Below are 24,927 nucleotides of genomic sequence, written 5' to 3'. Positions count from 1 at the left end.
CGAAAAGCAAACTGCATTTTTCCACGAGGAGGAGGGATCGGGATGACGCATCAGAGTGACATTGATCCGCCCCGGGGTATGACCCGGCGGCAATCGCTGGGCACGCTGGGGGCGGGGGCTGCGGCGGTGCTGGCCGCGCCCGCGGCTTTCGCGCAGGAAGGTCCGCCCCCGCCCAGCACGGTCACCACGCCGCCGCGCAGTTTCGCGCCCGATGCGCCGCCGAATGTCTATTTCCGCGATCCCGATGTGCTGACCGTCGATCCCGCCTTTGACGCGCTGGCGCAGGGCAATGCCCCGATCCGCAGGCTGTGGACCGGGGGGCTGTGGCTTGAGGGCCCGGCATGGAACGCGGTCGGGCAGTACCTGCTGTTTTCCGACATCCCCAACAATCGCCAGATGCGCTGGCTTCAGGATGACGGCCATGTCAGCGTGATGCGTCTGCCCTCGAACAATTCGAACGGCAACAGCTTTGACAGCAAGGGGCGACAGCTGACCTGCGAACACCTGACCCGCCGGGTGGTGCGCTATGAGCTGGACGGCACCGTCAGCATCGTCGCCGACCGCTATGACGGCAAGCGCTTCAATTCCCCCAATGACGTGGTCGAGCATCGCGATGGCAGCGTCTGGTTCACCGACCCGCCCTATGGTGGGCAGCTTTATGAAGGCACGCCCGACGCGCCCGGCGGCCCCTCGAACCCCGAGGGGCGGATCAACAACCGCATCGGCCAGCCCCCCGAAATCGGCGAGGCGAAACGCGAAATGCCCCATGGCGTCTATCGCGTGGCCCCGGACGGCGCGGTCACCCGTATGATCGAGGAAACCCAGGTCGAGGATCCGAACGGGCTTTGCTTTTCGCCGGACTTCGACCGGCTTTATGTCGCCTCGACCGGCAAGGGGCCGGGCGATACCGGCGCCGGCGGCAAGGGCGAGATCTTTGTCTTTGACGTGGCGCCGGATGGCGCGGTCTCGAACGGGCGGCTGTTCAGCGATTGCATGGTCGACGGGGTGAAATGCGCGCCCGACGGGCTGCGCTGCGACGTGTTCGGCAATCTTTGGGCGTCCAGCAATGCGGGGCGCGTGGTGGGCTATAGCGGGGTGACCTGCTGGGCGCCGGACGGGCGGCTTCTGGGTCGGGTGCGTCTGCCCGAGGTTTGCGGCAATATCTGCTTTGGCGGACCCAAGCGGAACGTGCTGTTCATGGCCGCCAGCCAGTCGATCTATGCCCTGCCCACGGCGACACAGGGCGCGGGATATTCCTGAAGAACGCGGCCTTGCCGTTGCCCAAAAATGGTATACCATCCGCGCATCGCATGATTCATGGGGGCTTTGATGCCGGGTTGGGAAGGAATTTGGCCGGTCGCGCCGACGCCATTCTTGGATGGTGGCGCGGTCGATTACGACGGCATGCGCCGGGTCTTGGATTGCATGGTCGATCAGGGATCGACCGGCATCTGCATCCTTGCGAATTTCTCGGAACAGTTCCTGCTGTCGGATGAGGAACGCGAAAAGCTGACCCGGCTGTCATTGGAACATGTCGCGGGCCGGGTGCCGGTGATCGTCACCATCAGCCATTTCGCCACGCCCATCGCGGTCGCCCGCGCCCGCCTTGCGCGCGAGCTGGGCGCGGCGGCGGTGATGATGATGCCGCCCTATCACGGTGCGCTGCTGCGCGGCACGGCCGAGCAGACCTTCGAGCAGTTCCGCGCCGTGGGCGAGGTGGGCATCCCGATCATGATCCAGGACGCGCCGCTGTCGGGGGTCGATCTGCCGGTGCCGCTTTTGGTGCGCATGGCCCGCGAAATCGAGATGGTGAAGCTGTTCAAGATCGAATGCCCGCAGGCGGCGAACAAGCTGCGCGCGCTGATCGCCGAAGGGGGCGATGCCATCGAGGCGCCGATGGACGGCGAAGAGGCGATCACGCTTCTGGCCGATCTGGATGCGGGGGCGACGGGATCGATGACCTCGGCCTCGATCACCGATCAGATCAAGCCGATCCTTGGCCTTTGGGCCTCGGGCGACCGCGAAGGCGCGACGGCGGCCTACGCGCGCGTTCTGCCCTTTGTGAACCATGAAAACCGGCAATGCGGTTTCCGCTCGGCCAAGGCGCTGATGGTCGAGGGGGGCGTGATCGGGTCCGAGTTCTGCCGCCATCCGATCCCGCCGCTGCATCCCGACACGCGGCGCATGGCCATCGACCTTGCCCGGCCGCTGGATCCCATCGTGCTGCGCTGGGGCAAATGAGCATGGGCGCCGGGTTCGCTCTGCCCGATGCGGGCATCTTTGTCGGCCGCGTCTGGCGCCCGGGCATCGGCCCGGCGCTGGTGGTGCTGCGCGACGGGACGGTTGTCGATGTGACCGCGCCCGACGCGCCGACCATGCGCGACCTGCTCGAGATCGAGGATCCCGCCGGCTGGCTGGCCGCGGCGCGCGGCGAAACCCTGTGCGATCTGGCCGATTTGCAGGTCACGGGCGCCGGTTCCGACCGGCTGCATCTGTTGTCCCCCGCCGATCTTCAGGCGATCAAGGCCAGCGGCGTGACCTTCGCCGAGTCGATGGTCGAGCGCGTGATCGAGGAACAGGCCGCCGGCAATCCCGATCTTGCCGCCGAGATCCGCGCCCGCATCGGCGCGCGTGTCGGCGACAACCTGCGCGGCATCGTGCCGGGATCCGAACGTGCCGCCGAGGTCAAGCGCGTGCTGTTGACCGAGGGGCTGTGGTCGCAATATCTTGAGGTGGGCATCGGCCCGGATGCCGAGATCTTCACCAAATGCCAGCCCATGGCCTCGGTCGGTTGGGGTGCGGATGTGGGGCTGCACCCGATCAGCCGCTGGAACAACCCCGAGCCGGAAATCGTGCTGGCCGTCGACAGCCGGGGCCGGATCAGGGGCGCGAGCCTTGGCAATGACGTGAACCTGCGCGATGTCGAAGGGCGCTCGGCGCTGCTGCTGGGCAAGGCCAAGGACAATAATGCATCCGCAGCCATCGGCCCCTTCATCCGGCTTTTCGATGCGGATTGGGGGCTGGACGATATCCGCCGGGCCGAACTGACGCTGCGGGTCGAGGGGGCGGACGGGTTCGTCATGGACGGGCGGTCCTCGATGGCGCGGATCAGCCGCGATCCGGCCGATCTGGTGGCGCAGGCGCGTGGACGCCATCATCAATATCCCGATGGCTTCATGCTGTATCTGGGCACGCTTTTCGCGCCCACACAGGACCGCGACGCCCCCGGTCAGGGCTTTACCCACCACCCCGGCGACATGGTCACCATCAGCGAGCCGGGTCTGGGCGCGCTGGTCAATCGGGTGGCGCTGTCCACCGAATGCGCCGAATGGACATTCGGCGCCGGCGCCCTGATGCGCAATCTGGCCGGGCGGGGGCTTCTAAGCGCTTGAACTGCCCTTGGCTCCGGTTAATGTATACATAAATTTCGGACTCAGGGGAAAGGGCAGGGACAGAATGAAGGTTCTCATCATCGGGGGCGCCGGCATGGTCGGGCGCAATCTGGCCGATACGCTGGTCGCTGCGGGTCAGCTGGGCGGCAAGCCGGTCACCGAACTGGTTCTGTTTGACGTGGTGCCCGCCGTGACGCAAGGCACGGATGCGGTCGCGGTCCGGGTCGAGACCGGCGATCTGTCCGACCGCGCCACGGTGGACGCGCTGATCGCCCCGCGCCCCGATGTGATCTTTCACCTTGCCGCCATCGTCTCGGGCGAGGCCGAGGCCGATTTCGACAAGGGTTACCGCATCAATATGGACGGCACCCGCAACCTGCTTGAGGCGATCCGCGCGCAGCCGGGCTATCACCCGCGCGTGGTCTATACCTCGTCGATCGCGGTCTTTGGCGCGCCCTTCCCCGAGGCCATCGGGGACGAATTCTTTACCACGCCGATGACCAGTTACGGCGCGCAGAAGATGATCGGCGAGCTGTTGTTGAACGACTATTCCCGGCGCGGCATTCTGGACGGCGTGGGGATCCGGCTGCCGACCATCGTGGTCCGTCCCGGCAAGCCGAACAAGGCCGCTTCGGGCTTTTTCTCGGGCATCATCCGCGAGCCGCTGGCCGGGATCGAGGCGGTGCTTCCCGTCGATGACAGCGTGCGCCACTGGGTCGCAAGCCCGGCCTCGGCGACCGGTTTCCTGATCCATGCCGCGACCATGGACACCGCCCCCCTTGGGGCGCGGCGCTGCATGACCATGCCGGGCCTTTCGGTCACGGTGGGCGAGATGATCGCCGCACTTGGTGAGGTCGCCGGCCCCGACAAGGTCGCGCTGATCAAGCGCCAGCCCGACGCCACCATCCGCGGCATCGTCGCCGGCTGGCCGGAAAACTTTGATGCCAGCCGCGCGACGGAAATGGGCTTTGTGGCCGATGCCAGCTTTCAGGACATCATCCGCGCCCATATCCGCGACATGGAAGCGGCGGGCTAGTCATGAAACCCGAGCGCGCCTTTCGCTCGAACCGGGCCACGCGCCCGCATCCGACGCTGTCGGGGGTCGAGCATATGCCGGCCCGCGACCGCGCCTATCACGATCTGCGCTATCGCATCCTGACCGGCAGGCTTGCGCCGGGCACGACGCTTCTGGAAACCGAGCTGGCGGCGCTGCTCTCGCTGTCGCGCACGCCGGTGCGCGAGGCGGCGATCAAGCTGGCCGAAGAGGGGCTGGTCAGCATCCGCGCCCGCCACGGCATCACCGTGCGCGACCTGAGCCTGCGCGATGTGGCCGAAATCCTCGATGTGTTTTCCGCGCTTGAGGTTCAGGCGGTGGCGCTTGTCGCGCGGCGCGGGCTGAGTCGGGTCGAACACGACCATCTGGCCGCGTTGCTGGACCGGATGGAGCGCCACACCGCCGGCGGCGATATCGCGCGCTGGTCCGATCTGGACGACGATTTCCATTCCAGCATGGTCAGCCTGTGCGGCAATGGCCGTCTTCAGCACACCCTGGGCGAATATTGGGGACAACAGTTCCGGGCGCGGATGCTGATCCTGCCGCTGCGGCCCAGCCCGCATCAATCCGACAGGGAGCATCGCGAAATTCTGGCCGCCGTTCATGCCCGGGACGAGGAAACGGCCCGCCGCACCCATGAACGCCACCGCCGGCGCGCCGATGCCCAGCAGCTTGCGCTGTTGAAAAGCCGGCTGCCGCCGGGCGATCCCGAAAACACGACCGAACCCGAAGACACAACCAAGGAGGAGAGCTGATGAACCGGATCGACCTTAAGGGGCGGCGCGCCGTCGTCACCGGGGGCGCACAGGGCATCGGGCTGGCCACCGCGCGCCGCTTTGCCGCCTCGGGCGCGGATGTGATCATCTGGGACATCAACGGCGATGCCGCCCGCGCCGCCGCCGAGGAACTGGGCGGTACGGCCCGGCAGGTCGAATTGACCGACGATGCCGATGTCGCCGCCGCCAGCGCCGAGGCGGGCGCGGTCGACATTCTGGTCAACAATGCCGGCATCACCGGCGGCAATGCGAAATTGTGGGAGATCGACCCCGCCACATGGCGGCAGGTCATGCAGGTCAATCTGACCGCGCCCTATGTCATCTGTCGCGCGCTGGTGCCGGGCATGATCGCGCGCGGCTATGGGCGCATCGTCAATATCGCCTCGATCGCGGGCAAAGAGGGCAATCCCAACGCCTCGCATTATTCGGCCAGCAAGGCCGGGCTGATCGCCTTGACCAAAAGCCTGGGCAAGGAGCTTGCCGGCACGGGCGTGGTGGTGAATTGCATCACCCCCGCCGCCGCGCGCACTCCGATCTTTGACCAGATGAAACAGGAACATATCGACTATATGCTGTCCAAGATCCCGCTGAACCGCTTTCTGGAACCCGATGAGGCGGCGGCGCTGATCGCATGGCTGGCATCCGAGGATTGCGCCTTTTCGACCGGGGCGGTCTTTGACATTTCGGGCGGCCGCGCGACCTATTGAGGGCGCCCGGGAATGCGCCGTAATCTGGTATGCCAGATTGCATGCAGGTTGCGGCTGGATTAGGTTGCTGCGGTATTCGCAAGATTGGGGGATGGGATGAAACTGCTGCGTTACGGGCCCGCGGGCGCCGAAAAGCCGGGGATCTTGGACGATCAGGGCCGCGTGCGCGACCTGTCGGCGCATGTGGCCGACATTGCGGGCGACGCGCTGACGCCGGCCGGCCTTGCGCGGCTGGCGGCGCTGAACCCCGCCGAGCTGCCGCTGGTCGAGGGCGCGCCGCAGGCGGAGCTGCGCCTTGGCCCCTGCGTCGGCAATGTGCGCAAGTTCATCGCCATCGGGCTGAACTATGCCGATCACGCGGCCGAATCCGGCATGGCCGTGCCGTCCGAGCCGGTCGTCTTCAACAAATGGACCAGCTGCATCACCGGCCCCGATGACGAGGTGCGGATCCCCAAAAACTCGGTCAAGACCGATTGGGAGGTCGAGCTGGGCGTGGTCATCGGCGCGCCCGCATCCGGCGTCAGCAAGGCGGATGCGATGGCGCATGTCGCGGGCTATTGCGTCGTCAACGATGTCAGCGAACGTGAATGGCAGCTTGAGCGCACGGCGACCTGGGACAAGGGCAAGGGGTTCGACACCTTTGGCCCAATCGGCCCGTGGATGGTGACTGCCGATGAAATCGCCGATCCCGGCAATCTGGCCATGTGGCTTGAGGTGGACGGCAAGCGCTATCAGGACGGCTCGACCGCGACCATGGTCTTTGGCGTGGCGGAACTGGTCAGCTATTGCTCGACCTTCATGACGCTTTTGCCGGGCGACATCATCACTACCGGCACGCCCCCCGGCGTCGGCATGGGGCAAAAGCCCCCGGTCTTTCTGCGCGGCGGCGAGGTGATGCGGCTGGGCATCGAGGGCCTGGGCCAGCAGACCCAGAAGGTCGGGCGCGCCTAGCGATGAGTGCCGAGGCCCGCCTGCGCGAAACGCTTTGCGACCTGGCGGCCTCGCTTTTTCAGCGCGGGCTGACGCATGGCTCGACCGGCAATATCTCGGCCCGCTGTGCGGATGGCGGGTTGCTGGTCTCGCCCACCGGGACCAGCTTCGGCCGGCTGGACCCGGCGCGGCTGGCGCGGTTCGACGCTTCGGGCCGCCATGTCGGGGGCGATGCGCCGACCAAGGAAATGCCGCTGCACCGGGCGTTTTACGACACCCGCAACGCGACGGGGGCGGTGGTGCATCTGCATTCCTGTCATTCGGTGGCGCTGTCGACATTGCCCGCCGATGACCCGCAGAACTGGCTGCCGCCGATCACGCCCTATGCGATCATGCAATTGGGCAAGGTCACGCTTTTGCCCTATTTCCGGCCCGGCGACGCGGCCATGGGGGATGCGGTGCGCGGGCTGAACGGCCGCCGCGCGGCGGTGATGCTGGCCAATCACGGCCCCGTCGTCGCGGGCAAAACGCCCGAGGCCGCCTGCAACGCCATCGAAGAGCTTGAGGCGACCGCGCGGCTGACCCTGATGCTGCGCGGATTGCCGGCGCGGATGCTGGATGCGGCGCAGATCGCCGATCTGACCCGCGCCCATGGCATCACGTGGGAGGATTGATGATGCCGCGCCTCTCCGCCAATCTTGGGTTTCTTTGGGCCGATCTGGCCTTGCCCGATGCGATCCGGGCCGCCGCGCGGGCGGGGTTCGACGCGGTCGAATGCCATTGGCCCTATGCCGTCGATCCGGCGCAGGTCCGCGCGGCGCTGGACGAGACCGGGCTGGACATGCTGGGCCTGAACACGCAGCGCGGTGCGCCGGGCGAAAACGGCCTTTCCGCCCTGCCGGGGCGCGAGGCCGAGGCGCGCGCCGCCATCGCCCAGGCCTTTGATTATGCCGCAAGGATCGGCTGCAAGGCGGTGCATGTCATGGCCGGTTTCGCCCAAGGTCCGGCGGCGGATGCGGCATTCGAGGCGAACCTGAATTTCGCCTGCGACATGGCGGCGGCGCAGGGTGCGACGGTGCTGATCGAGCCGCTGAACCGCTATGACGCGCCGGGCTATTTCCTGCGCGATGCCGATCAGGCGGCCGCGATCATCGCGCGGCTGGGGCGCGACAACCTGCGGCTGATGTTCGACTGTTATCATTTGCAGATCATGCAGGGCGATCTGACCCGCCTGCTGACCCGGATGGCGCCGATCACCGGCCATATCCAGTTCGCGGGCGTCCCCGATCGCGGCCCCCCCGACCGGGGCGAGGTAAATTACCGCCACATCTTTGAGCATGTCGACGCCATGGGCTGGGACCGGCCCTTGGGCGCGGAATATAAGCCCGGCGGACCCACGGGGGCGAGCCTGGGCTGGATGGCCGCGCTGCGCTAGCCCGCGGCCTGCAAGGCGCGCTCAAAGAACCGCTCATCTCCGAAATTCCCCGATTTCAGCGCCAGCGCCAGCGGGCCGGCGCCGTCCTCGCCCGCGCACCATGGCACGCCCGGCGCGATTTCCGCGCCCACGCGCAGCGCGGTGACGCCAAGCGCGCCGGTGATCGCGCCTGAGGTTTCGCCGCCCGCGACCACAAAGCGGGTGACGCCAAGGCCACGGGCCAAGGTGGCGGCGCGGGCCAGACAGTCCTCGACCAGCGCGCCCGCGCGTTCGGCGCCAAGCGCGGCCTGCGCGGCCGCGACCTCGGCCGGCTCGGCCGTGCCGTGAATGATCGGCACCCGTCCGGCATGCAGCTGTGCCGAAAGCCACTCCGCCATGCCGCCATCATCGCCCCGATCCAGCCGCAGCGGATCCAGTTTCAGCGCCGGGGCCTCTGCGGCATAGGCCGCGACCTGCCGGCGGGTCATGGCCGAGCAGCTGCCCGACAGAACGACGGCCGGCCCTGGCGGCAGGGCCGGCAGGTCCGCACGGTCGCGCGCCGGCCCGATCAGCCCGGCGGCGCGCCAGGCATCGGGCAGGTGGCCCGCGAATGCGCTGCCCCCTGTCAGCAGGGGCAGGTGATGGGCGGCGCGGGCCAGCGTCGCAAGATCGGCATCCTCGATGGCGTCACAGATCAGATGCGTCTCGCAGCGGCCCATGATCCCGGCCACGGCTTCGGCCCCGCGCCGGATCGCCGGCCAGTCGACCAGCCCGACCGTGGCCTCGGCGGAAAGCTGTGGCGTCAGCACGCGCATCAGGTTGCTGTCGGTCATCGGGTTCAGCGGGTGGTCCCGCATCGGGCTTTCGGCAAGGGGCTGATCGCCCACGAACATGTTGCCCATGAAAACGCGGCGGCCGTTTTCCGGAAAGGCGGGCACATAAAGCGTCTGTCGCGCCCGCAGGCGGCCCATCAGCGCCTCGGCCACCGGGCCGATATTGCCGCGCGCCGTGCTGTCGAAGGTCGAACAGTATTTCCAATAGATATGCCGCGCGCCGCCCGCCCGCAGCCAGTCCAGCGCCGCAAGGGCCTGTGTCACCGCCTGTTCGGGCGGGACCGAGCGGATTTTCAGCGCCACCACCTCGACCCCGTCCGAGGGGCCGATGCCGGGCCGCTCGGGCAGCCCGATCCGCAACGAGACCGGCACACCCGCACGCACCAGCAGCGCCGCCAGATCGGTGGCGCCGGTAAAATCATCGGCGATACAGCCCAGAATCATGGGGTTTTGTCCTTGTCGCTGCGGTCGTTTCCATCGTCGGGCAGGGTGATCCCGGCCTGTCCCGCCAGATGCAGCGCCACGGCGGCATCGTCGCGCCGGCCAAGACCGGCCTTTGAGGCCTGCTGAAACAGCTCAAGCGCGGTCAGGGACAGGGGCGCGGGCGCGCCGGCGGCGCGAGCAGTGGCGGCGACGATGCCCAGATCCTTGACAAAGATATCCACCGCCGAATGCGGCGTGTAATCGCCCGCCACCACATGCGCGCCGCGATTGGCGAACATCCAGGAATTGCCGGCGCAGGACTGGATGACGCGATGCACCTCGGCCAGATCCATCCCTTGTGCCGCGGCCATCACCATCGCCTCAGCCATGGCGGCGATGTGGACGCCCGCCAGCATCTGGTTGATGACCTTCATCCGCGCGCCCGCGCCCGGCGCCTCGCCCAGCCGAAAGACGGTGGCCGAAATCGCGTCGAGCACCGGCGCCGCACGCTGGAATGCCGCATCCGGCCCCGAGGCCATCATGGAAATCTGTCCCTCGGCCGCCTTGACCGAGCCGCCCGAAACCGGCGCGTCGATGGCCAGCATCCCGGCCTTGATCAGCCGGTCGCAAATCTCGGCGGCATCGGCGGGCTGCATGGTCACACAGATGACAAAGACGGTGCCGGGCCGGGCGGCGGCAACCGCGCCCTCGGGGCCGAACAGCGCCTCGCGCGTCTGGGCGGCATTGACCACATAGGCCAGCACCACATCAGAAAGCCGCCCCAGCGTCGTCGCATCAGGGGCGGGCATGCCCCCCTTGGCGGCAAAGGCGGTGCGCGCCTCTTCGCGCAGATCAAGGCCGAGCGTGGTGATCCCCGCCCGGACCAGCGACACCGCCGCCCCCATGCCCATCGAACCCAATCCGATCACGCCTGCGGTCATGTTCATTGGATCCCTGCCTTTCTGCGGGTGATGATCGCACGGATCAACGGCAACAGCCAGAATGCGATGGTCGCCACCCCCAGCGCGGCGGCGATCGGGCGCTCGAAAAAGGCCAGAAGATTGCCGTCCGCCTTGATCATCGAGGTGATGAAGTTCTTTTCCAGCATCGGCCCCAGCACGAGCCCAAGGATGGCCGGCGCGATGGGGATCTCGCATTCCTCCATGGCAAAGCCGATCAGCCCGAAGACAAGCATGACCCAGACCCCGAACATGGAATTGGTGATGGCAAAGGCGCCGACGATGCAGGACAGCATGATCAACGGCATCAGCACATTCTGCGGCACCGACAAAAGCCGCGCCCCAAGCTTGATCGCGACCCAGCCCAGCGGCAGCATGATCAGATTGGCCAGAAGAAAGACGATGAAAAGCGCATAGATCAGTTGCGGCTGCATCAGAAACACCGTCGGGCCGGGGTTCATCCCCTTGATGTACAGGACGCCAATGACGATGGCCGTGATGGAATCGCCCGGAATCCCAAAGACCAGCGCCGGGATCCACGCCCCCGAGACGGCGGCGTTGTTCGACGATCCGGCCTCGACCAGCCCCTCGACATGGCCGGTGCCGAATTTCTCGGGCGTGCGCGAAAACCGCTTCGAGACCGCATAGCTGATCCAGGCCGCGATATCGGCGCCGGCGCCGGGCAGGGCGCCGATGATGGTGCCAAGCGCGCTGCCGCGCAGCATCTGTTTGGGATAGCTGCGGATATTCTGCCACTGATGGCGAAAGATTTGGCTGGTATCGGCGCGCTCGGCCCGCGCGAGCCGGGTCGGATGGACGATGGCGCGAAACACCTCAGCGGTGGCGAAAAGCCCGATCATCGCGCAGATGAAGGGGATGCCCGCCATCATGTCGATATTGCCAAAGGTAAAGCGCGGCTGGCCGGCGGGATTGTCAAAGCCCACCGTCGCCGCCGTCAGCCCGACGACCAGCGACAGGATGCTTTTGAAGGCCGATCCCGGCGAGACGAAGATGGCGCAGCTGAGCCCCATCACCACCAGCCAGAAATATTCGAAGGACGAGAATTTCAGTGCCACCTCGGCCAGCGCCGGCGAGGCGAGGATCAGCACCAGCGTGCCCAGCATGCCGCCGATGGCCGAAAAGACCAAAAGCGCCCCCAGCGCGTCATTGGCGCGCCCCGACCGCGTCATGCGCCATGCGTCCTCGGTATAGGCGGCGCTGGCGGGGGTGCCGGGAATGCGCAACAGTGCCGCCGGCAGATCGCCCGCAAAGATCGCCATGGCGGCGGCGGTGACGATGGCGGCGATGGCCGGGACCGGCTCCATGAAAAAGGTGATCGGCACCAGAAGCGCCGTCGCCATGGTCGCGGTCAGCCCCGGCATCGCGCCCAGAAACATGCCAAAGGCCCCGGCCGCGATCATGGTCAGGATGACCTGCGGCGTCAGCACCAGTTCGAATGCCTGCATCATGACCATTTCAGCCCCCAAACCCCGACAGATCCAGACGCGGCAACGGCACCAGCAGGATATCGGCAAAAGCATAGCGCAGCGCCACCGCCGCCACGATGCCAAGGATCGCGGCGTGAACCGGCCTGACCCCCATCAACAGCGCATATCCGGCGACAATGGCAAAGCCGGCGATGATGAACCCGGTCAGCGGCGAAAAAAGCGCATAGCCCAGCACCAGCGCGAAAGCCGCGCCCAGCCGTGCCCAGGCGCGCGGATCGCGGATCCAGCCGGCCCCGGCCGATGCGGCACCGCTGCTGTCGGGGGTTCCGGCCTTCGCTCCGGCATCCGGTTCCGATCCCTGTTTCGGCCGCAGGCACTGGATCAGCATGGCGATCCCGGTGCCGATCGCAAGCGCCGCGATCAGCCGGGGCAGGGTGTCGGCGCCGTAATTCTGTCCCGGGATCGCGCCCAGCCCGCGCGACCCGACCAAAAGCGCCGCCCCGATCAGGATCGCGACGGCGCCCAGCCCGATCTCGCGGGCGCGATGGGGCTGGCTCACTTGGCCAGACCCGCTTCTTTCATCACCGCGCCAAGGCTGGCATCGTCGGATGCGACCTGGGCCGTGGCCTCATCGGGACCCATCCAGCGCAGGCCAAAGCCGCGTTCCTTCATGAAATCCTGATAGGTGGGGCTGTCATAGGCGGCCTTGACCGCCTCGGCGAGACGCGCGCGCGCGTCATCGGGCAGGCCCTTGGGCACCACGATGGTGCGCCAGACCGAAAGCTGCCAGTCCGAGCCGGTGGCCTCTTTGATGGTCGGGGTGTCGGGAAACAGCGCCTGCCGTTCGGTCGACATGCTGGCCAGGGGCAGGACCTTGCCCGCCTCGATCAGCGCGCGCCCCTCGGCCAGCGATGATGGCACCAGATTGACGCCGCCCGCCACCATGTCGGTCAGCCCCGAAACCGCGCCCTCGCTTGGCACCCAGGTCACGGCGTTGACGGGAATGCCCTCGGACATCAGCCAGCCCAGCAGGTTCAGGTGCCAGATACCGCCCTGACCGGTGCCGGATGCCTTGAAGGTGCCCGGGCCCGCCGCCTTGATCGCGTCGCGCAGGCTGACCGCATCCTTCCATTCGCTGTCCTCGGACACCATCAGCCCGCCGGGATCGGCATTCACCATGCCGAGGATGTCGAAATCCTGATAGGTCAGGTCGGTCAGCCCCTGCCAATGCATCATGTCGATTTCGATGGTCATCACGCCCATCGTATAGCCGTCGGGCTTGGCGCGCGCGATGGCGGTATGGCCGACCACGCCCGAGCCGCCGGTGCGGTTCACCACATTGACGGGCTGGCCCAGATTTTCCTGAAGGATCTGGGCAAAGATCCGACCCACCGCATCGGTGCCGCCGCCCGCGCCCCAGGGGACGATCATCTCGATTGGGCGTTCGGGATATTCGGCCAGCGCCGGGCCCGCGCCCAGCCCCGGCGTCAGGCCAAGCGCCGCCGTCATGGCCAGCGCAAGCCCGCCCAGAACGTGGCGCCGCCCCCGGCCCGGTTGCAGTTCCGTCGCATTCCCCGATGTCGCGTTTCCGGCGGTCATTGAAGCTTTCTCCCCTTGTGTTTCACCCCTCGGGGAACAGTTTTCGCCTCAATGTATACGTTGTCAATTGGAATGTCGGGCAGCGCGGGCCTGTGCCGGGCTCGTAAAAACCGCTTGCCCTTGTGCGGATTTGCCGCATAGCATCCGCCAATGCATACCTGTGGAGGGGGACGGCGATGGCATCGGTGACGATCGAGGATGTGCGAAAATCCTATGGCTCGGTCGAGGTTCTGCATGGCATCAATGTCGCGATAGAAGAGGGCGAATTCGTCGTTCTGGTCGGTCCTTCGGGCTGTGGGAAATCGACCCTGCTGCGGATGCTCGCCGGGCTTGAGCACATCACCTCGGGCGCGATTCGGATCGGGAACCGGGTGGTCAACGACCTTGCGCCCAAGGAACGCGACATCGCCATGGTGTTTCAGAACTATGCGCTTTACCCGCATCTGACCGTGGCCGAAAACATGGGCTTTTCGCTGAAACTGGCCGGGGTCAAACGCGCCGAGATCGAGGAAAAGGTCCGCCCCGCGGCCGAAATTCTTGGCCTTGCGCATCTTCTGGACCGCTATCCGCGCATGCTTTCGGGTGGTCAGCGTCAGCGGGTGGCGATGGGGCGCGCCATCGTGCGCGATCCGCAGGTGTTTTTGTTCGACGAGCCGCTGTCGAACCTTGACGCAAAGCTGCGAGTGACCATGCGCAGCGAAATCAAGAACCTGCATCAGCGGCTCAAGACCACGACCGTCTATGTCACCCATGACCAGATCGAGGCGATGACCATGGCCGACAAGATCGTGGTCATGCATGACGGCATCGTCGAACAGATCGGCACGCCGCTGGAACTTTATGACCGGCCCGACAACCTGTTCGTGGCCGGTTTCATCGGCTCGCCGGCGATGAACATGATCCCCGGCACGCTGGCCGATGATGGCCGCTTTCAGGCCCGCGACGGCACGCTTTTGCCGGTGACCAATACCGGCAGCGCCCGCGCCGGTCAGCCGCTGGTCTACGGCGTCCGGCCCGAGCTGATGCGCACGGGCGGCGACATCGCCATGAGCGTCGAGGTGACCGAGCCGACGGGGGCCGAAACCCATGTCGTCGGCCATCTGGGCGGCACCGAAATCACCGGCGTGTTCCGGGAACGCATCACCGTTCAGCACGGCCGGACGATCCCGATCAGCATCGACCCCTCGGGCGTGCATCTGTTCGACGAGGGCAGCGGTCAGCGCGTCTCGGGCTGACCAACGGCCCCGGCCGCGAGGGAGGGCGTGCGGTCGGGGCGCATCATCGGACGACGCAGATCGTCCGTGCATCAAGGGAGGAAAGACCAAGATGACCATTGACCGCAGGAAACTCTTGCAAGGTACGGCCGCGACGCTGGCGGCGGGTGCGCTTGTCGGCCCGTTCCGCGCCGGCCGCGCACTGGCCCAGGCCGCGCCCATGTTCACCCCCGAAGAGGGCGCGTCGCTGCGCCTGCTGCGCTGGGTGCCCTTTGTCGCCGGCGAGGAAGAGGCGTGGAACGCCAATACCAAGGCCTTTACCGATGCGACCGGCGTGCAGGTGACCATCGATCAGGAAAGCTGGGAGGACGTGCGTCCCAAGGCCGCCGTGGCCGCCAATGTGGGGTCCGGCCCCGATATGGTGATGAGCTGGTTCGACGATCCGTTCCAATATCCCGACAAGCTGGTCGATGTGACCGATCTGTGCACCCATCTGGGCGAGGCGCATGGCGGCTGGTATGACGGGCTTGCGGCCTACGGCTCGCAGGACGGCAAGTGGATCGCGACGCCGCTTTGCGCCATCGGGAACGCCATCTGCTATCGCGACAGCCATATGAAGGCGGCGGGCTTTGACACCTTCCCGACCGATACGGCCGGTTTCCTGAAACTGTGTCAGGCGATGAAGGAAAAGGGCACGCCCGCGGGCTTTCCGCATGGCAAGGCGGTGGGCGACGGCAATAACTATGCCCATTGGCTGCTCTGGTCGCATGGCGGCGAAGCGGTGAATGCCGAGGGGAAGGTGACCATCAACAGCCCCGAAACCCTGGCCGCGATCGAATATGCCAAACAGCTTTATGCGACCTTTATTCCGGGCACGGAAAGCTGGCTCGACATCAACAACAACCGCGCTTTCCTGGCCGGGGAAATCTCGCTGACCGCGAATGGTGTGTCGCTTTATTATGCGGCGCTGAAGGACCCGGCGATGAAAGAGATCGCCGACGACATCCGCACCACCAACCTGCCCATCGGGCCGGTCGGGAAATCGGTGGAACTGCATCAGACCTCGACCATCTCGATCTTTAACCACTGCAAATTCCCCAATGCCGCCAAGGCCTATCTGGAATTCATGTACCGTTCCGAGAACATGAACAAATGGCTGGAAGGGGCCAGCGCCTATTGCTGTCAGGCGCTCAAGGAATTTGCCGCGAACCCGGTCTGGACCTCGAACCCGGTGCATGCGCCCTATGCGAAGGCATCGGAATCGCTGCGTGAAAACGGCTATGCCGGCCCGCTTGGCCCGGCCTCGGCCGGGGCCATGGCCGATTACGTTCTGGTCGATATGTTCGCCGAGGCGGTAACCGGCCAGCGTTCGCCCGAAGACGCCATCGCCAATGCCGAACGGCGTTTGCAGCGCTATTACCGCTGAGCCAACGGGGCGCGCGCGGGCCTATCCGCGCGCGCCATCCGCCATTCCCGTGACGTGCAGGAAAAAGGACAGGCCATGCCCGGACCCGATCAGGCCACACGCGCGCCCGCGCAGGATCAGCCCCCGCCCAGTCGTGGGCTAATGGCGCGGCTTTCCGAAAGCCGCAACGGGCTTGGCTTTCTGTTCATGCTGCCGGCGGCGATATTTCTATTGTTCTTTCTGACCTATCCGCTGGGGCTTGGCGTCTGGCTGGGCTTTACCGATACCCGGATCGGGCGCGAGGGCGTTTTCATCGGGCTGGAAAACTATGCCTGGCTGTTTGACGACCCGGTCTTCTGGCTCTCGGTTTTCAATACGGTGCTTTATACGGTTGTGGCCTCGGTCGCGAAATTCGGGCTGGGGCTGTGGCTTGCGTTGATCCTGAACCGGCATCTGCCGTTCAAGAACTTCTTTCGCGCCATCATCCTGTTGCCCTGGGTGGTGCCGACGGTGCTGTCGGCCATGGCCTTCTGGTGGATCTTCGACAGCCAGTTTTCGATCATCTCCTGGTCGCTGATGAAAATGGGGTTGATCGACCAGCCCATCAACTTTCTGGGCGATACCTGGAATGCGCGCTGGTCGGTGATCGCCGCCAATGTCTGGCGCGGCATTCCCTTTGTCGCGATCTCGCTTCTGGCGGGGTTGCAGACCATTCCGCAATCGCTGAACGAGGCGGCGGCCATTGATGGCGCCACGCCCTGGCAGCGATTTACCAAGGTGACGCTGCCCTTGCTGACGCCGATCATCGCGGTGGTGATGACGTTTTCGGTTCTCTTCACCTTTACCGATTTTCAGCTGATCTATGTGCTGACCCGTGGCGGCCCGGTGAATGCCACCCATCTGATGGCGACCCTGTCGTTCCAGCGCGCCATTCCCGGCGGCCAGCTGGGCGAGGGTGCGGCCATCGCGGTCGCGATGATCCCGTTCCTTTTGGCGGCGATCCTGTTCAGCTTTTTCGGCCTTCAGCGCCGCAAATGGCAACAGGGTCAGGATTGAGGAGACGCGCCATGGCCAAAGCGACCGAGGATAATTCCGCCCCGCTGGAACAGTTCGAGACCCTGCCGCGCCGCATTCTTGTGGTCTATCTGCCGCTGGCGGTCTTTGTCTTCGTGCTGTTGTTCCCGTTCTACTGGATGGCGATCACGGCGGTGAAACCCGACAACCAGCTGACCGATTACGACAATTACAGCCCGTTCTGGGTGGTCGGTCCGACGCTGGATCACATGCGCTATCTGCTGTTTGAAACCTCCTATCCGGGCTGGATGCTGAACACGGTGATCGTGTCGGTGGCCTCGACGGTGATTGCGCTTTTTGCCTCGGTGCTGGCGGCCTATGCGATCGAGCGGCTGCGCTTCAAGGGCGCGCGGATCACTGGGCTTTTGATCTTTCTGGCCTATCTGGTGCCGCCCTCGATCCTGTTCATTCCGCTGGCCTATATCGTCTTTCAGGTCGGCATTTTCGATAGTCGGCTGGCGCTGATCCTGACCTATCCGACCTTTCTGATCCCGTTCTGCACTTGGCTGTTGATGGGGTATTTCCGCTCGATCCCCTATGAGCTTGAGGAATCTGCGCTGGTCGATGGCGCCAGCCGCTGGCAGATCCTGACCAAGGTGGTGCTGCCTCTGGCGGTGCCGGGGCTGATCTCGGCCGGCATCTTTGCCTTCACGCTGTCATGGAACGAATTCATCTATGCGCTGACGTTCATTTCTTCGTCCGAGAACAAGACTGTTCCGGTGGGCGTGCTGACCGAGCTGGTGCGCGGGGATATCTACGAATGGGGCGCGTTGATGAGCGGGGCTTTGCTGGGATCCTTGCCCGTGGTGATCCTCTATTCCTTCTTTGTCGACTATTACGTTTCGTCGATGACCGGGGCGGTGAAGGAATAGACCCGGGATTGCGGTGACGAAAATACATTCTTCGTGGGGTGTGGCGGTAAGCCGTGGCGCGACATGAAGACCGCATCGCTCAGTGTGGCGCACAAAGAGCTTGCGGCTGATCAGGTTCGGATCGTGTCGGAACCTGATCAAGCCCGAAGTGGCCAGAGAGCTCTGCCGTTCACCCCAGAAGGCGCTCGCCGCGATGGTGTCAGATATGGCCTGCGCGAAGGGGGGCAGGATCAAATAAGGCGCATTCAACTTGATTGAGCGCATTGATCTAACGCTTTAATCCAGCGCTCTAATGGCTAGGAATTAAACGCTGACCTCAACCCATCGACGTCTTTATGAACTGTGCCGCGTTTCCCGCCGCATCTCCGCGCCGTGTCCCAGACGGAATGGTGAACAGATCGCCCGGCGCGGACGCAGAGCTTACATCCCTTAATGGCGCGCATCGCTGATCTCTTTACGTCGAAGATCGCGATGCATTCTCCAGCTCGATCGCGGAATACCGCCTGTTTCCATTGAGGAGGTCGCTCAATCTCTTGAGGGCGCCCTGCTCTGCTGCGGCTTGCTGTTGATCAAGCCGATCTTGAACATTGACGTAACCAACAGCGCGGCTTGGGACAGCATTCTGCGTACGTCCTGCTCTCGACAGGCCTAGCCCCTGTTAGACAGGATCGCCAATGCTGACGAGTACCTCGACATACTTGCCGACTGAGCCGCCTGGTTTCGAATGAGATAGTACTTGAGCAGATGATCGAGCTTCGCGCTGTCGCTGAACTGATCGATATCAGAACTTCCCATCAGCCTTTCCGTCCGGCTTCTCAGCTCGGAAACCTGACGATCGATTGGCAGGTTGGCAAAATGGCTGCTTAGCCCGAAAGCGCCTTCAAAGACCTTGCGCAATGGCTTGGAGCCAACGATTTGGTACCATTTCGATTTCTGACTCAGGTCGACTTCGGCGAGCGTCTTGAGCTCACGCTGGGCGTTCAGCGAAATCTCGATTTCCTGATGGCGTTCGCCGATGTTCTTCTCAAAAGATCGGGTCACATACATATCAGAGATCGCCTTGCTGTCGACGGTTGTCGTTGTTCCCTCCGGAGCAGGCGCGCTCCATAGCTTGAATGCTGCGTTCAGCTGTTCATAGCGCTTATCCGGAAGCTTGTTGATCAGGCTGGATTCATCATCGGGATCCGCTTCCAGGACTTTTCGGATGAAGTATTTGTTGTTGATGTCGTCATCCAGACCAAATGCCCGGAGCGCAACGCTCAGAAGTTTGTAATTGCCAACAAGGTCTTCGGCGGCTTCGACTTTGGAGATGTTCTCGACGAAATAGTCGCGAGATCTCTGAATCTCGGCACTTTTCGAAAAGACCTGCTTTTGCGAGTCCAGCGTGCGTTCGAGAAGCTTCCAGCCAAGATAGCCGCCATCCGCGACTTGTACATTATAGGCCATCACCGTTGCACGGAGAGCATCCGTGCCTCCCTTGGTAACAGTTCACGCAACTGCTTGAGTGCGTGGTAATAGTTTTTCGAGACGATGGAATCGGTGGTCATGGCCAGGATGTTCCGGCTGTCTCGATCATGGAACACTTGCGAAAGCTGTTCCAAGCCCAAAATGATCTGATCATGGGCCTCATCCGCCGCTGCATCGCCTGTCAAAACCAATTGAAGGATATAACAGGTTCTGGAAACAGGGGTCTGGGCCTTTTCTGGATGAATTGCATCCTTCAGGCGAAGGATATTCGCATTAGGGGTTCGGATTGAAATCTTTGCCCGGCGATCACCGTTTTCGATGACCGCGCCATTGATCAGAACCCGTTCATTAGGGGCCAGTTTGAGGATGAGACCGGTCATCGCTGCACCTCACCGCGCAATCCCTTCATGATGTGCAGATTGATGTCGAGAAGTGGTTGAAGCGGTGCGTCTTCGGCCATGACACGGTGGCCATGCTTGATGCTGAAAATTGCCAATGAGATAAGATTCGCCTTGAGCTGATCGGGCAATTCGTTGCCTTGCGAGGCAAGGTCTGATGCTAGGGCGATCCACAACTCGGTATTGGCATGAGTGGCGCGAATAATGTCGTTGACGTTCCTGCTTTCAAGAGCGCTTTGAAGCAAACGAGTTACACGGGAAAAAGCCATATACTCGTTGTCGCGATCGGTGCGCATATGTTCCGCGCCGAATTGGAATTGGGTATTTCTGAAGGGAGCCGGATTCACGCCTGATTTCCTATTCTAGAATGCAGTCGGATTGCAGGGGCGCCGAATATGGCGCCCCTGCGGAGATCGTTACTTGAACAGGGCCAGGATGGTCTGCGGCGCCTGGTTGGCGATCGACAGGGCCTGGATGCCAAGCTGCTGCTGGGTCTGCAGCGCCTGCAGGCGGGCAGAAGCTTCTTCCATGTCGGCGTCGACCAGCGCGCCGACACCCGATTTCAGCGCATCGGCCAGACCCGACACGAAGTTCGACTGATCATTGATGCGTTTGGCCGAGGTGCCCAGATCGGCGGCGCCGACTTTCGCGATGTTGACCAGTGCCTCGATCTCGCCAAGTGCGGTAAGCGCACTCGCACGATCCGTGATGGTGGTCACCGTCGCCGCCTCGATATCGGCTTCAAAGTCGACCGAAGCAACGGTGATCGAGACCTTGGACGTGGCAACCGTACCCGAGGTCCGGTCCATCGAAGCCAGAACCGAAAAGTCGGTCTGACCGGGGATCGGGTTGGTCTTGAGCAGGTTGACACCGTTCATCTGGCTGGCATCGATGATGGCGGTGATCTGGTTCTTCTTGGCAACGATTTGAGAGTTGACGGTCGCGTAGTCGTTCGCGTCGCTGGCAACGCTGGCGGCCAGATCGCTCATCTCTTGCAGAAGGTCGCGTACTTGTTCCGCGCCTTTGCGGCCGGTGGTCACGACCGATTCAGCCAGATTCAGGTTGCTTTGAATGGTCTTGAAGCTGGACTGGTCCTGCTCCATGACTTTCGAGATTGCCCAGACCGCAGCGTTGTCCTGGGCGTTGGCAACCTTTTTGCCGGTCGAGATCTGGTCCTGGGTCTTTGCCAGGTTCGAGTTGATGCCTTTCAGAGTCTGAAGGGCAACCATTGCACCATTGTTGGTCAGAATGCTGGACATTTTTGTCTCCAATGTAAAAGGGCATTTTGCCCTGGTTTCAAAAAGGCCTTCTGACCTGCGGGTTTTGGCCCGGTGCTTTGAAGCACATGAACGGTCTTAACCGTCAGTTGTGAATAATCTCTGAATCTGCGCGCATCTCCAAGGAAATGTCCCGAACATATTTAATCAAAACTTGCGCGTAGCCATGGGGGCGACTTGTTCCGCCTTCCGATTTCCGGATCTGTCATAGGTGTCGAGACGCCGCGAAAGTTCGAGAATTTCTCGAAACTGCCTTTGTGCGGCTGCGACGCCGTCCTTTGCCGCTTCGGCCAGGCCCCGGATTTCTGCGAGCTCGGCCTGGAAAAGCGCGGCCGCATCTGCGGTCAGGCCGCTGGTTTTGATCTCGTCTTCAAAGCTACGCAGCGATTCTTCTGCGGCTTGCGGATTGAACGCGGTCAGCGCTGCGCGCGCCTGTTGCAGGTGCCCATGCGCCTTGCTCATGCTTTTCCTCCCTCAAGTTTCTTTCCAAGGCCAAGATCCATCCGCGCGCTAAGCGCATCTGCATAGGCATCGGTCATCATGCTTGCGAATTGAGATTCGCCAACTCCGCCAGAGAAGCTTCCCTCCAGTGACCGAGGTCCGGCGTATTTTAACATTTCGGAAAGAAATGCCCGTTCGAGCCCATCAGCAACCTTTGATTCCTGTGCGCTTTGGGGCGACGGTACAGTGGCTGCTATCGTGTTGATCTGCAAAGCTGGATCTCACTTTCTGTTAAAATATGATCATCCTGTGGAAAAATAACTTCTGACGGTAAATATTTGGTAACCAGGTGATGGTAATTCTGCGAATGAATTTGGGGTAAAATTCATGACGCCATTAATGGTAGCTTTTGCAAATGCGGTCCCCGTAAGGGCGGCAAATGCCATGTCTGCGCGGCCGTCCGAGGCTGGCGACGCGTTCTCTATGCTCGTTGAGGAGGGGGGGGCGGACGATTCGGTCTCGCCAGAGATGTCCCAGAACGAGCAGGAAGAGATCGGGGAAGAGGATGATTCGGAGCAGACGGACGGTGACGATATCGTCGTGGCCGTTTTGTTGCAGAACTCCGATATACCAGCGGCCGCAAAGCCGAAAGATGGATTGCCCGATGGACTCATGATCGCCGACCCGGCGGCGGGTGCCGCGTTTGCGGATCTGGTTGAGGGCGAGGCGGTGCGGGCTTCCGTAGCTGTATCGGCGGATGTGACCAGATCGCCCGCATCGGGTTCACAGATGCCGGTTGCAGAGGACGGGGATATGATCACCATGTACGCCCTATTGTCGCAAGATCCTTCGACGGAGAAAGGAGCTGACAAGGAGGGGGAGTTGCTCGATCTCGCTCGTTTGGATGAGACGCGTTCGCGGGTGTCGAAGGCGTCGGATCAGGCAACGATGACCGAGCTGCGTTCAGCGGTTGCGTTCTCAGCCGAGACCGGCGCTCCGCGAGAGGTCAAGCTTGCACCGCTTTTATCGAAAGACCGGGATACCCTTGAGGCAGAGGTCGGATTGCGTTTGGTTGCGCATACGCGGGCAGAGGTGGCGACGCCGGATGCTGCGTTGATGCAGGCCTCGCCGCGCCAAGTGTCCCATATCGCGCATGATGTGCTGAGGCAGATCGGTTCTGGTGTCGCAAATCGCGAAAGCGACCATATCGAGATCACGCTTAAGCCGGAAGAGCTTGGTACCGTCCGTCTGGTCATCACCGGAGGGGAACGCCCGTCCGTCGCCGTCTATGCCGAGCATGCGGATACGCTGGATCTGCTGCGCCGGCACGCAGATATCCTTGCGCGAGAGCTGCGGGATTCCGGCCTGGGGGGCGCTGAAATGTCATTTGCGGACAATAGCGGGACAGGAAAGCGGCAGGCATCAGATCGCGGGCATGCCGATATGATTGCCGAAAAGGAACAGATACCTGCCGTGGCAGAGCGGCAGCCGATGGTCAGAGCTGCACCGCAACCGCGGATCGGTTCGCAAATTGATATCAGAATCTGACGAGGTTTCAGAATGGTGAGTAATATTTCCTCGGTTGCGGCCGCTGCAACGGCACCGCGCCAGGCAAACAATGCGCAGGCTTCGGCCTTTTCCAGCAGCGATTTCGAGACGTTCCTGAAAATGCTGACGACGCAGATCAAGAATCAGGACCCGCTGAACCCCATGGAGGGGACGGAATTCGCGGTGCAGCTGGCGACATTCTCGGGGGTCGAACAGCAGGTTCTGACGAATCAGCTGCTTGCCCAGATGGCGCAAGGATCTGCGGGCGGGCTGGATCAGCTGTCCGGTTGGATCGGGCGCGAGGTGCGGACCACCGCGCCCGTCTGGTTCGATCAGACGCCGCTGACGCTGAATGTCGCCGGGCGACCCGATGCCGATGAGGTCAGGCTGGTGACGCTTGATGCGCGCGGCAATGAAATCTCTCGCGAAGAGATTGGCGCGGGCGATGGCGAGATCGACTGGCTCGGGCGTGACGCACAGGGCAATCTTTTGCCTGCTGGAAAGTACATGTTCCGGGTCGAATCGATCAAGGATGGTGAGGTGATCGGAACCTCCTATGGTGAGGCCTTTACCCGCGTGACGGGTGTCGAGCTTGTCAACGGAACGCCACGATTGACCCTGACCGGCGGTGCGACGGCCGAACTGGACGAGATCAGCGCATTGCGTGAATGATGTGGCGTCCCTTACCGATGAAAAGGGGTGAGGGGCGTTGATGGTTGCGCGCATGGCCCCGCGATCCATGAGGTGCCGTGATCGGTCGGGGGCGGGTGTTGATCCGAGCCTGTCGTGATTGGACGCCATGACTGGAATGGGGGTTGCTTGCGACGGTGGGATGGTTGTTTGGGTGTGTCTTGGCCCGGTCAACCGGACCATTGACCGCCTTGGCGCTGGCCGGGTCTCAGGGACCCGGCTGAGCCGGCATCTGCAACATCTGCCGTCCGGTGCGGATCGAACCGTCATGGACATCAGCCTCGATCGCGGCGCATAGCGCGGGCAGGTCGCGCTCACGCAGGGCGGACAGCATTTCCTTGTGGTGATCCTCAGTGGCGACCGGATCGATATGCTCGATCACCTGGCGCTGGAACGGGCCAAGCTGCAACCAGACGCTTTCGATCAGCGGGATCGCCGCCTGATTGGGGTTCAGCGCATAAAGCGTCTTGTGGAAAAGCTGATTGATCCGGGTCAGGGCGTCCAGATCGCGCCGGGCAAGCGCGTCATCCATCTGTGCGTCCAGCGCGGCCAAGCCTTCGATTGCCATGTCCGAGATATAGGGAAAGGCGCGGGTTGCGGCGTGAACCTCAAGGGTGGTGCGCAAATGCACCAGCTCTTCGAAGAGGCCCGGATTCATCGGCGGCACGCGCAGGCGACGATTGCCCAGAACTTCGATCGCGTTTTCCGAACTCAGCCTGCGCAACGCCTCGCGGATCGGGGTCGGGCTCAGCGACAGCTGATCGGCAAGCCCGCGAAAGGTCAGCGCGGTGCCGGGCTTCAATGCCCCGACCATGATCGCGTTTCGCAACCTGAAATAGGCATATTCCTGTGTCGTCATCACCGCGCCGCGCGGTATTTCGGGCAATTCGGGCGGGTCCATGGGCGATCCTTGTCACTCAGGCATGTTGCGGGGCGTCAAGGCAAGGTGCCGTCAGGCCCCGCTTGACACAAGTCCAAATGCTATCACATTATAAGAAACAGTATC

27 protein-coding genes are annotated in these 24,927 nt (G+C 63.4%); 15 read left to right on the top strand and 12 right to left on the bottom strand.

Features of this window, described 5'->3' with window-relative positions; all coding sequences use genetic code 11:
- Positions 1-42: 42 nt before the first annotated feature.
- The 9 genes from ACFOMH_RS01790 to ACFOMH_RS01750 all read left to right on the top strand — a co-directional run bounded on the left by ACFOMH_RS01790 (position 43) and on the right by ACFOMH_RS01750 (position 8,294).
- Entirely contained in the window at positions 43-1,260 is a 1,218-nt protein-coding gene (locus tag ACFOMH_RS01790; protein WP_377742223.1) for an SMP-30/gluconolactonase/LRE family protein, read from the top strand.
- A 69-nt stretch (positions 1,261-1,329) separates the two neighbouring features.
- Entirely contained in the window at positions 1,330-2,241 is a 912-nt protein-coding gene (locus ACFOMH_RS01785) for a dihydrodipicolinate synthase family protein (protein WP_374424530.1), read from the top strand.
- Positions 2,238-3,392 carry a fumarylacetoacetate hydrolase family protein gene (locus ACFOMH_RS01780; RefSeq protein WP_377742222.1) on the top strand — a complete coding sequence of 385 codons (1,155 nt, stop codon included), beginning with the start codon at positions 2,238-2,240 and terminating at the stop codon, positions 3,390-3,392. Before ACFOMH_RS01785 ends, ACFOMH_RS01780 begins: the two co-directional genes overlap by 4 nt.
- Positions 3,393-3,456: 64 nt before the next feature.
- Positions 3,457-4,428, top strand: coding sequence for a D-erythronate dehydrogenase (denD, locus tag ACFOMH_RS01775; RefSeq protein WP_377742220.1), 972 nt, complete (start codon positions 3,457-3,459; stop codon positions 4,426-4,428).
- Between the two features lie 2 nt (positions 4,429-4,430).
- A complete protein-coding gene (locus ACFOMH_RS01770; RefSeq protein WP_377742219.1) occupies positions 4,431-5,201 on the top strand; it encodes a GntR family transcriptional regulator in 771 nt (256 codons plus the stop codon).
- Entirely contained in the window at positions 5,201-5,929 is a 729-nt protein-coding gene (locus ACFOMH_RS01765) for an SDR family NAD(P)-dependent oxidoreductase (RefSeq protein ID WP_374424537.1), read from the top strand. Before ACFOMH_RS01770 ends, ACFOMH_RS01765 begins: the two co-directional genes overlap by 1 nt.
- A 96-nt stretch (positions 5,930-6,025) precedes the next feature.
- Positions 6,026-6,880, top strand: coding sequence for an ureidoglycolate lyase (locus tag ACFOMH_RS01760; protein ID WP_377742217.1), 855 nt, complete (start codon positions 6,026-6,028; stop codon positions 6,878-6,880).
- A gap of 2 nt (positions 6,881-6,882) precedes the next feature.
- The gene (gene otnC / locus ACFOMH_RS01755) at positions 6,883-7,533 is read left to right on the top strand and encodes a 3-oxo-tetronate 4-phosphate decarboxylase (RefSeq protein WP_377742214.1); all 651 of its coding nucleotides are present in this window, start codon (positions 6,883-6,885) and stop codon (positions 7,531-7,533) included.
- A 2-nt stretch (positions 7,534-7,535) separates the two neighbouring features.
- Complete coding sequence (locus ACFOMH_RS01750) at positions 7,536-8,294, top strand: hydroxypyruvate isomerase family protein (protein WP_377742374.1); 759 nt, start codon at positions 7,536-7,538, stop codon at positions 8,292-8,294.
- Here the strand turns inward: ACFOMH_RS01750 and otnK are convergent.
- The 5 genes from otnK to ACFOMH_RS01725 are packed head-to-tail and all read right to left on the bottom strand — an operon-like array spanning position 8,291 to position 13,535.
- The gene (gene otnK / locus ACFOMH_RS01745) at positions 8,291-9,550 is read right to left on the bottom strand and encodes a 3-oxo-tetronate kinase (protein WP_377742212.1); all 1,260 of its coding nucleotides are present in this window, start codon (positions 9,548-9,550) and stop codon (positions 8,291-8,293) included. The genes ACFOMH_RS01750 and otnK overlap by 4 nt on opposite strands.
- Complete coding sequence (gene ltnD, locus ACFOMH_RS01740) at positions 9,547-10,476, bottom strand: L-threonate dehydrogenase (protein WP_377742210.1); 930 nt, start codon at positions 10,474-10,476, stop codon at positions 9,547-9,549. The genes otnK and ltnD overlap by 4 nt, the downstream gene beginning before the upstream one ends.
- Positions 10,473-11,957, bottom strand: a complete 1,485-nt coding sequence (locus tag ACFOMH_RS01735; protein ID WP_377742208.1) for a tripartite tricarboxylate transporter permease — start codon at positions 11,955-11,957, stop codon at positions 10,473-10,475. Before ACFOMH_RS01735 ends, ltnD begins: the two co-directional genes overlap by 4 nt.
- Positions 11,958-11,964: 7 nt before the next feature.
- Positions 11,965-12,495 carry a tripartite tricarboxylate transporter TctB family protein gene (locus ACFOMH_RS01730; protein ID WP_377742206.1) on the bottom strand — a complete coding sequence of 177 codons (531 nt, stop codon included), beginning with the start codon at positions 12,493-12,495 and terminating at the stop codon, positions 11,965-11,967.
- Positions 12,492-13,535: a Bug family tripartite tricarboxylate transporter substrate binding protein gene (locus ACFOMH_RS01725; RefSeq protein WP_377742204.1), complete on the bottom strand. Its 1,044-nt coding sequence runs from the start codon at positions 13,533-13,535 to the stop codon at positions 12,492-12,494. The genes ACFOMH_RS01730 and ACFOMH_RS01725 overlap by 4 nt, the downstream gene beginning before the upstream one ends.
- A gap of 176 nt (positions 13,536-13,711) precedes the next feature.
- On the opposite strand from ACFOMH_RS01725, the gene ACFOMH_RS01720 reads away from it, so the two are divergent.
- From ACFOMH_RS01720 to ACFOMH_RS01705, 4 genes are all read left to right on the top strand, one after another.
- Positions 13,712-14,770 carry an ABC transporter ATP-binding protein gene (locus ACFOMH_RS01720; RefSeq protein ID WP_374424555.1) on the top strand — a complete coding sequence of 353 codons (1,059 nt, stop codon included), beginning with the start codon at positions 13,712-13,714 and terminating at the stop codon, positions 14,768-14,770.
- A gap of 91 nt (positions 14,771-14,861) precedes the next feature.
- Positions 14,862-16,175, top strand: a complete 1,314-nt coding sequence (locus ACFOMH_RS01715; RefSeq protein WP_374424557.1) for an ABC transporter substrate-binding protein — start codon at positions 14,862-14,864, stop codon at positions 16,173-16,175.
- A gap of 75 nt (positions 16,176-16,250) precedes the next feature.
- Positions 16,251-17,210: a carbohydrate ABC transporter permease gene (locus ACFOMH_RS01710; protein WP_374424558.1), complete on the top strand. Its 960-nt coding sequence runs from the start codon at positions 16,251-16,253 to the stop codon at positions 17,208-17,210.
- A gap of 11 nt (positions 17,211-17,221) precedes the next feature.
- Entirely contained in the window at positions 17,222-18,100 is an 879-nt protein-coding gene (locus ACFOMH_RS01705) for a carbohydrate ABC transporter permease (protein WP_374424559.1), read from the top strand.
- Positions 18,101-18,748: 648 nt separating this feature from the next.
- On the opposite strand, the gene ACFOMH_RS01700 is transcribed toward ACFOMH_RS01705, so the two are convergent.
- The 6 genes from ACFOMH_RS01700 to ACFOMH_RS01675 all read right to left on the bottom strand — a co-directional run bounded on the left by ACFOMH_RS01700 (position 18,749) and on the right by ACFOMH_RS01675 (position 21,955).
- Complete coding sequence (locus tag ACFOMH_RS01700) at positions 18,749-19,546, bottom strand: DUF1217 domain-containing protein (protein ID WP_374424561.1); 798 nt, start codon at positions 19,544-19,546, stop codon at positions 18,749-18,751.
- A complete protein-coding gene (gene flbT / locus ACFOMH_RS01695; RefSeq protein WP_374424563.1) occupies positions 19,546-19,947 on the bottom strand; it encodes a flagellar biosynthesis repressor FlbT in 402 nt (133 codons plus the stop codon). Before flbT ends, ACFOMH_RS01700 begins: the two co-directional genes overlap by 1 nt.
- Positions 19,944-20,261 (bottom strand): flagellar biosynthesis regulator FlaF, encoded by a 318-nt coding sequence (gene flaF / locus ACFOMH_RS01690; protein ID WP_377742202.1) that lies wholly within the window; start codon positions 20,259-20,261, stop codon positions 19,944-19,946. The genes flbT and flaF overlap by 4 nt, the downstream gene beginning before the upstream one ends.
- Before the next feature lie 120 nt (positions 20,262-20,381).
- Positions 20,382-21,224: a flagellin N-terminal helical domain-containing protein gene (locus ACFOMH_RS01685; RefSeq protein WP_374424566.1), complete on the bottom strand. Its 843-nt coding sequence runs from the start codon at positions 21,222-21,224 to the stop codon at positions 20,382-20,384.
- A 165-nt stretch (positions 21,225-21,389) separates the two neighbouring features.
- A complete protein-coding gene (locus ACFOMH_RS01680; protein WP_377742200.1) occupies positions 21,390-21,704 on the bottom strand; it encodes a hypothetical protein in 315 nt (104 codons plus the stop codon).
- Positions 21,701-21,955 (bottom strand): hypothetical protein, encoded by a 255-nt coding sequence (locus ACFOMH_RS01675; protein ID WP_377742198.1) that lies wholly within the window; start codon positions 21,953-21,955, stop codon positions 21,701-21,703. The genes ACFOMH_RS01680 and ACFOMH_RS01675 overlap by 4 nt, the downstream gene beginning before the upstream one ends.
- A gap of 256 nt (positions 21,956-22,211) precedes the next feature.
- On the opposite strand from ACFOMH_RS01675, the gene fliK reads away from it, so the two are divergent.
- Positions 22,212-23,231: a flagellar hook-length control protein FliK gene (gene fliK / locus ACFOMH_RS01670; protein WP_377742197.1), complete on the top strand. Its 1,020-nt coding sequence runs from the start codon at positions 22,212-22,214 to the stop codon at positions 23,229-23,231.
- Positions 23,232-23,243: 12 nt separating this feature from the next.
- The gene (locus tag ACFOMH_RS01665; RefSeq protein ID WP_377742196.1) at positions 23,244-23,903 is read left to right on the top strand and encodes a flagellar hook capping FlgD N-terminal domain-containing protein; all 660 of its coding nucleotides are present in this window, start codon (positions 23,244-23,246) and stop codon (positions 23,901-23,903) included.
- Between the two features lie 226 nt (positions 23,904-24,129).
- On the opposite strand, the gene ACFOMH_RS01660 is transcribed toward ACFOMH_RS01665, so the two are convergent.
- Positions 24,130-24,822 carry a GntR family transcriptional regulator gene (locus ACFOMH_RS01660; protein WP_377742193.1) on the bottom strand — a complete coding sequence of 231 codons (693 nt, stop codon included), beginning with the start codon at positions 24,820-24,822 and terminating at the stop codon, positions 24,130-24,132.
- Positions 24,823-24,927: the final 105 nt, after the last annotated feature.

It is taken from the genome of Paracoccus mangrovi (assembly GCF_042648425.1).
In the GTDB taxonomy this organism is placed as follows: domain Bacteria; phylum Pseudomonadota; class Alphaproteobacteria; order Rhodobacterales; family Rhodobacteraceae; genus Paracoccus; species Paracoccus mangrovi.
Note: the sequence above shows the minus strand (reverse complement) of the source record. Positions and strands in the feature narration are given on the sequence as shown.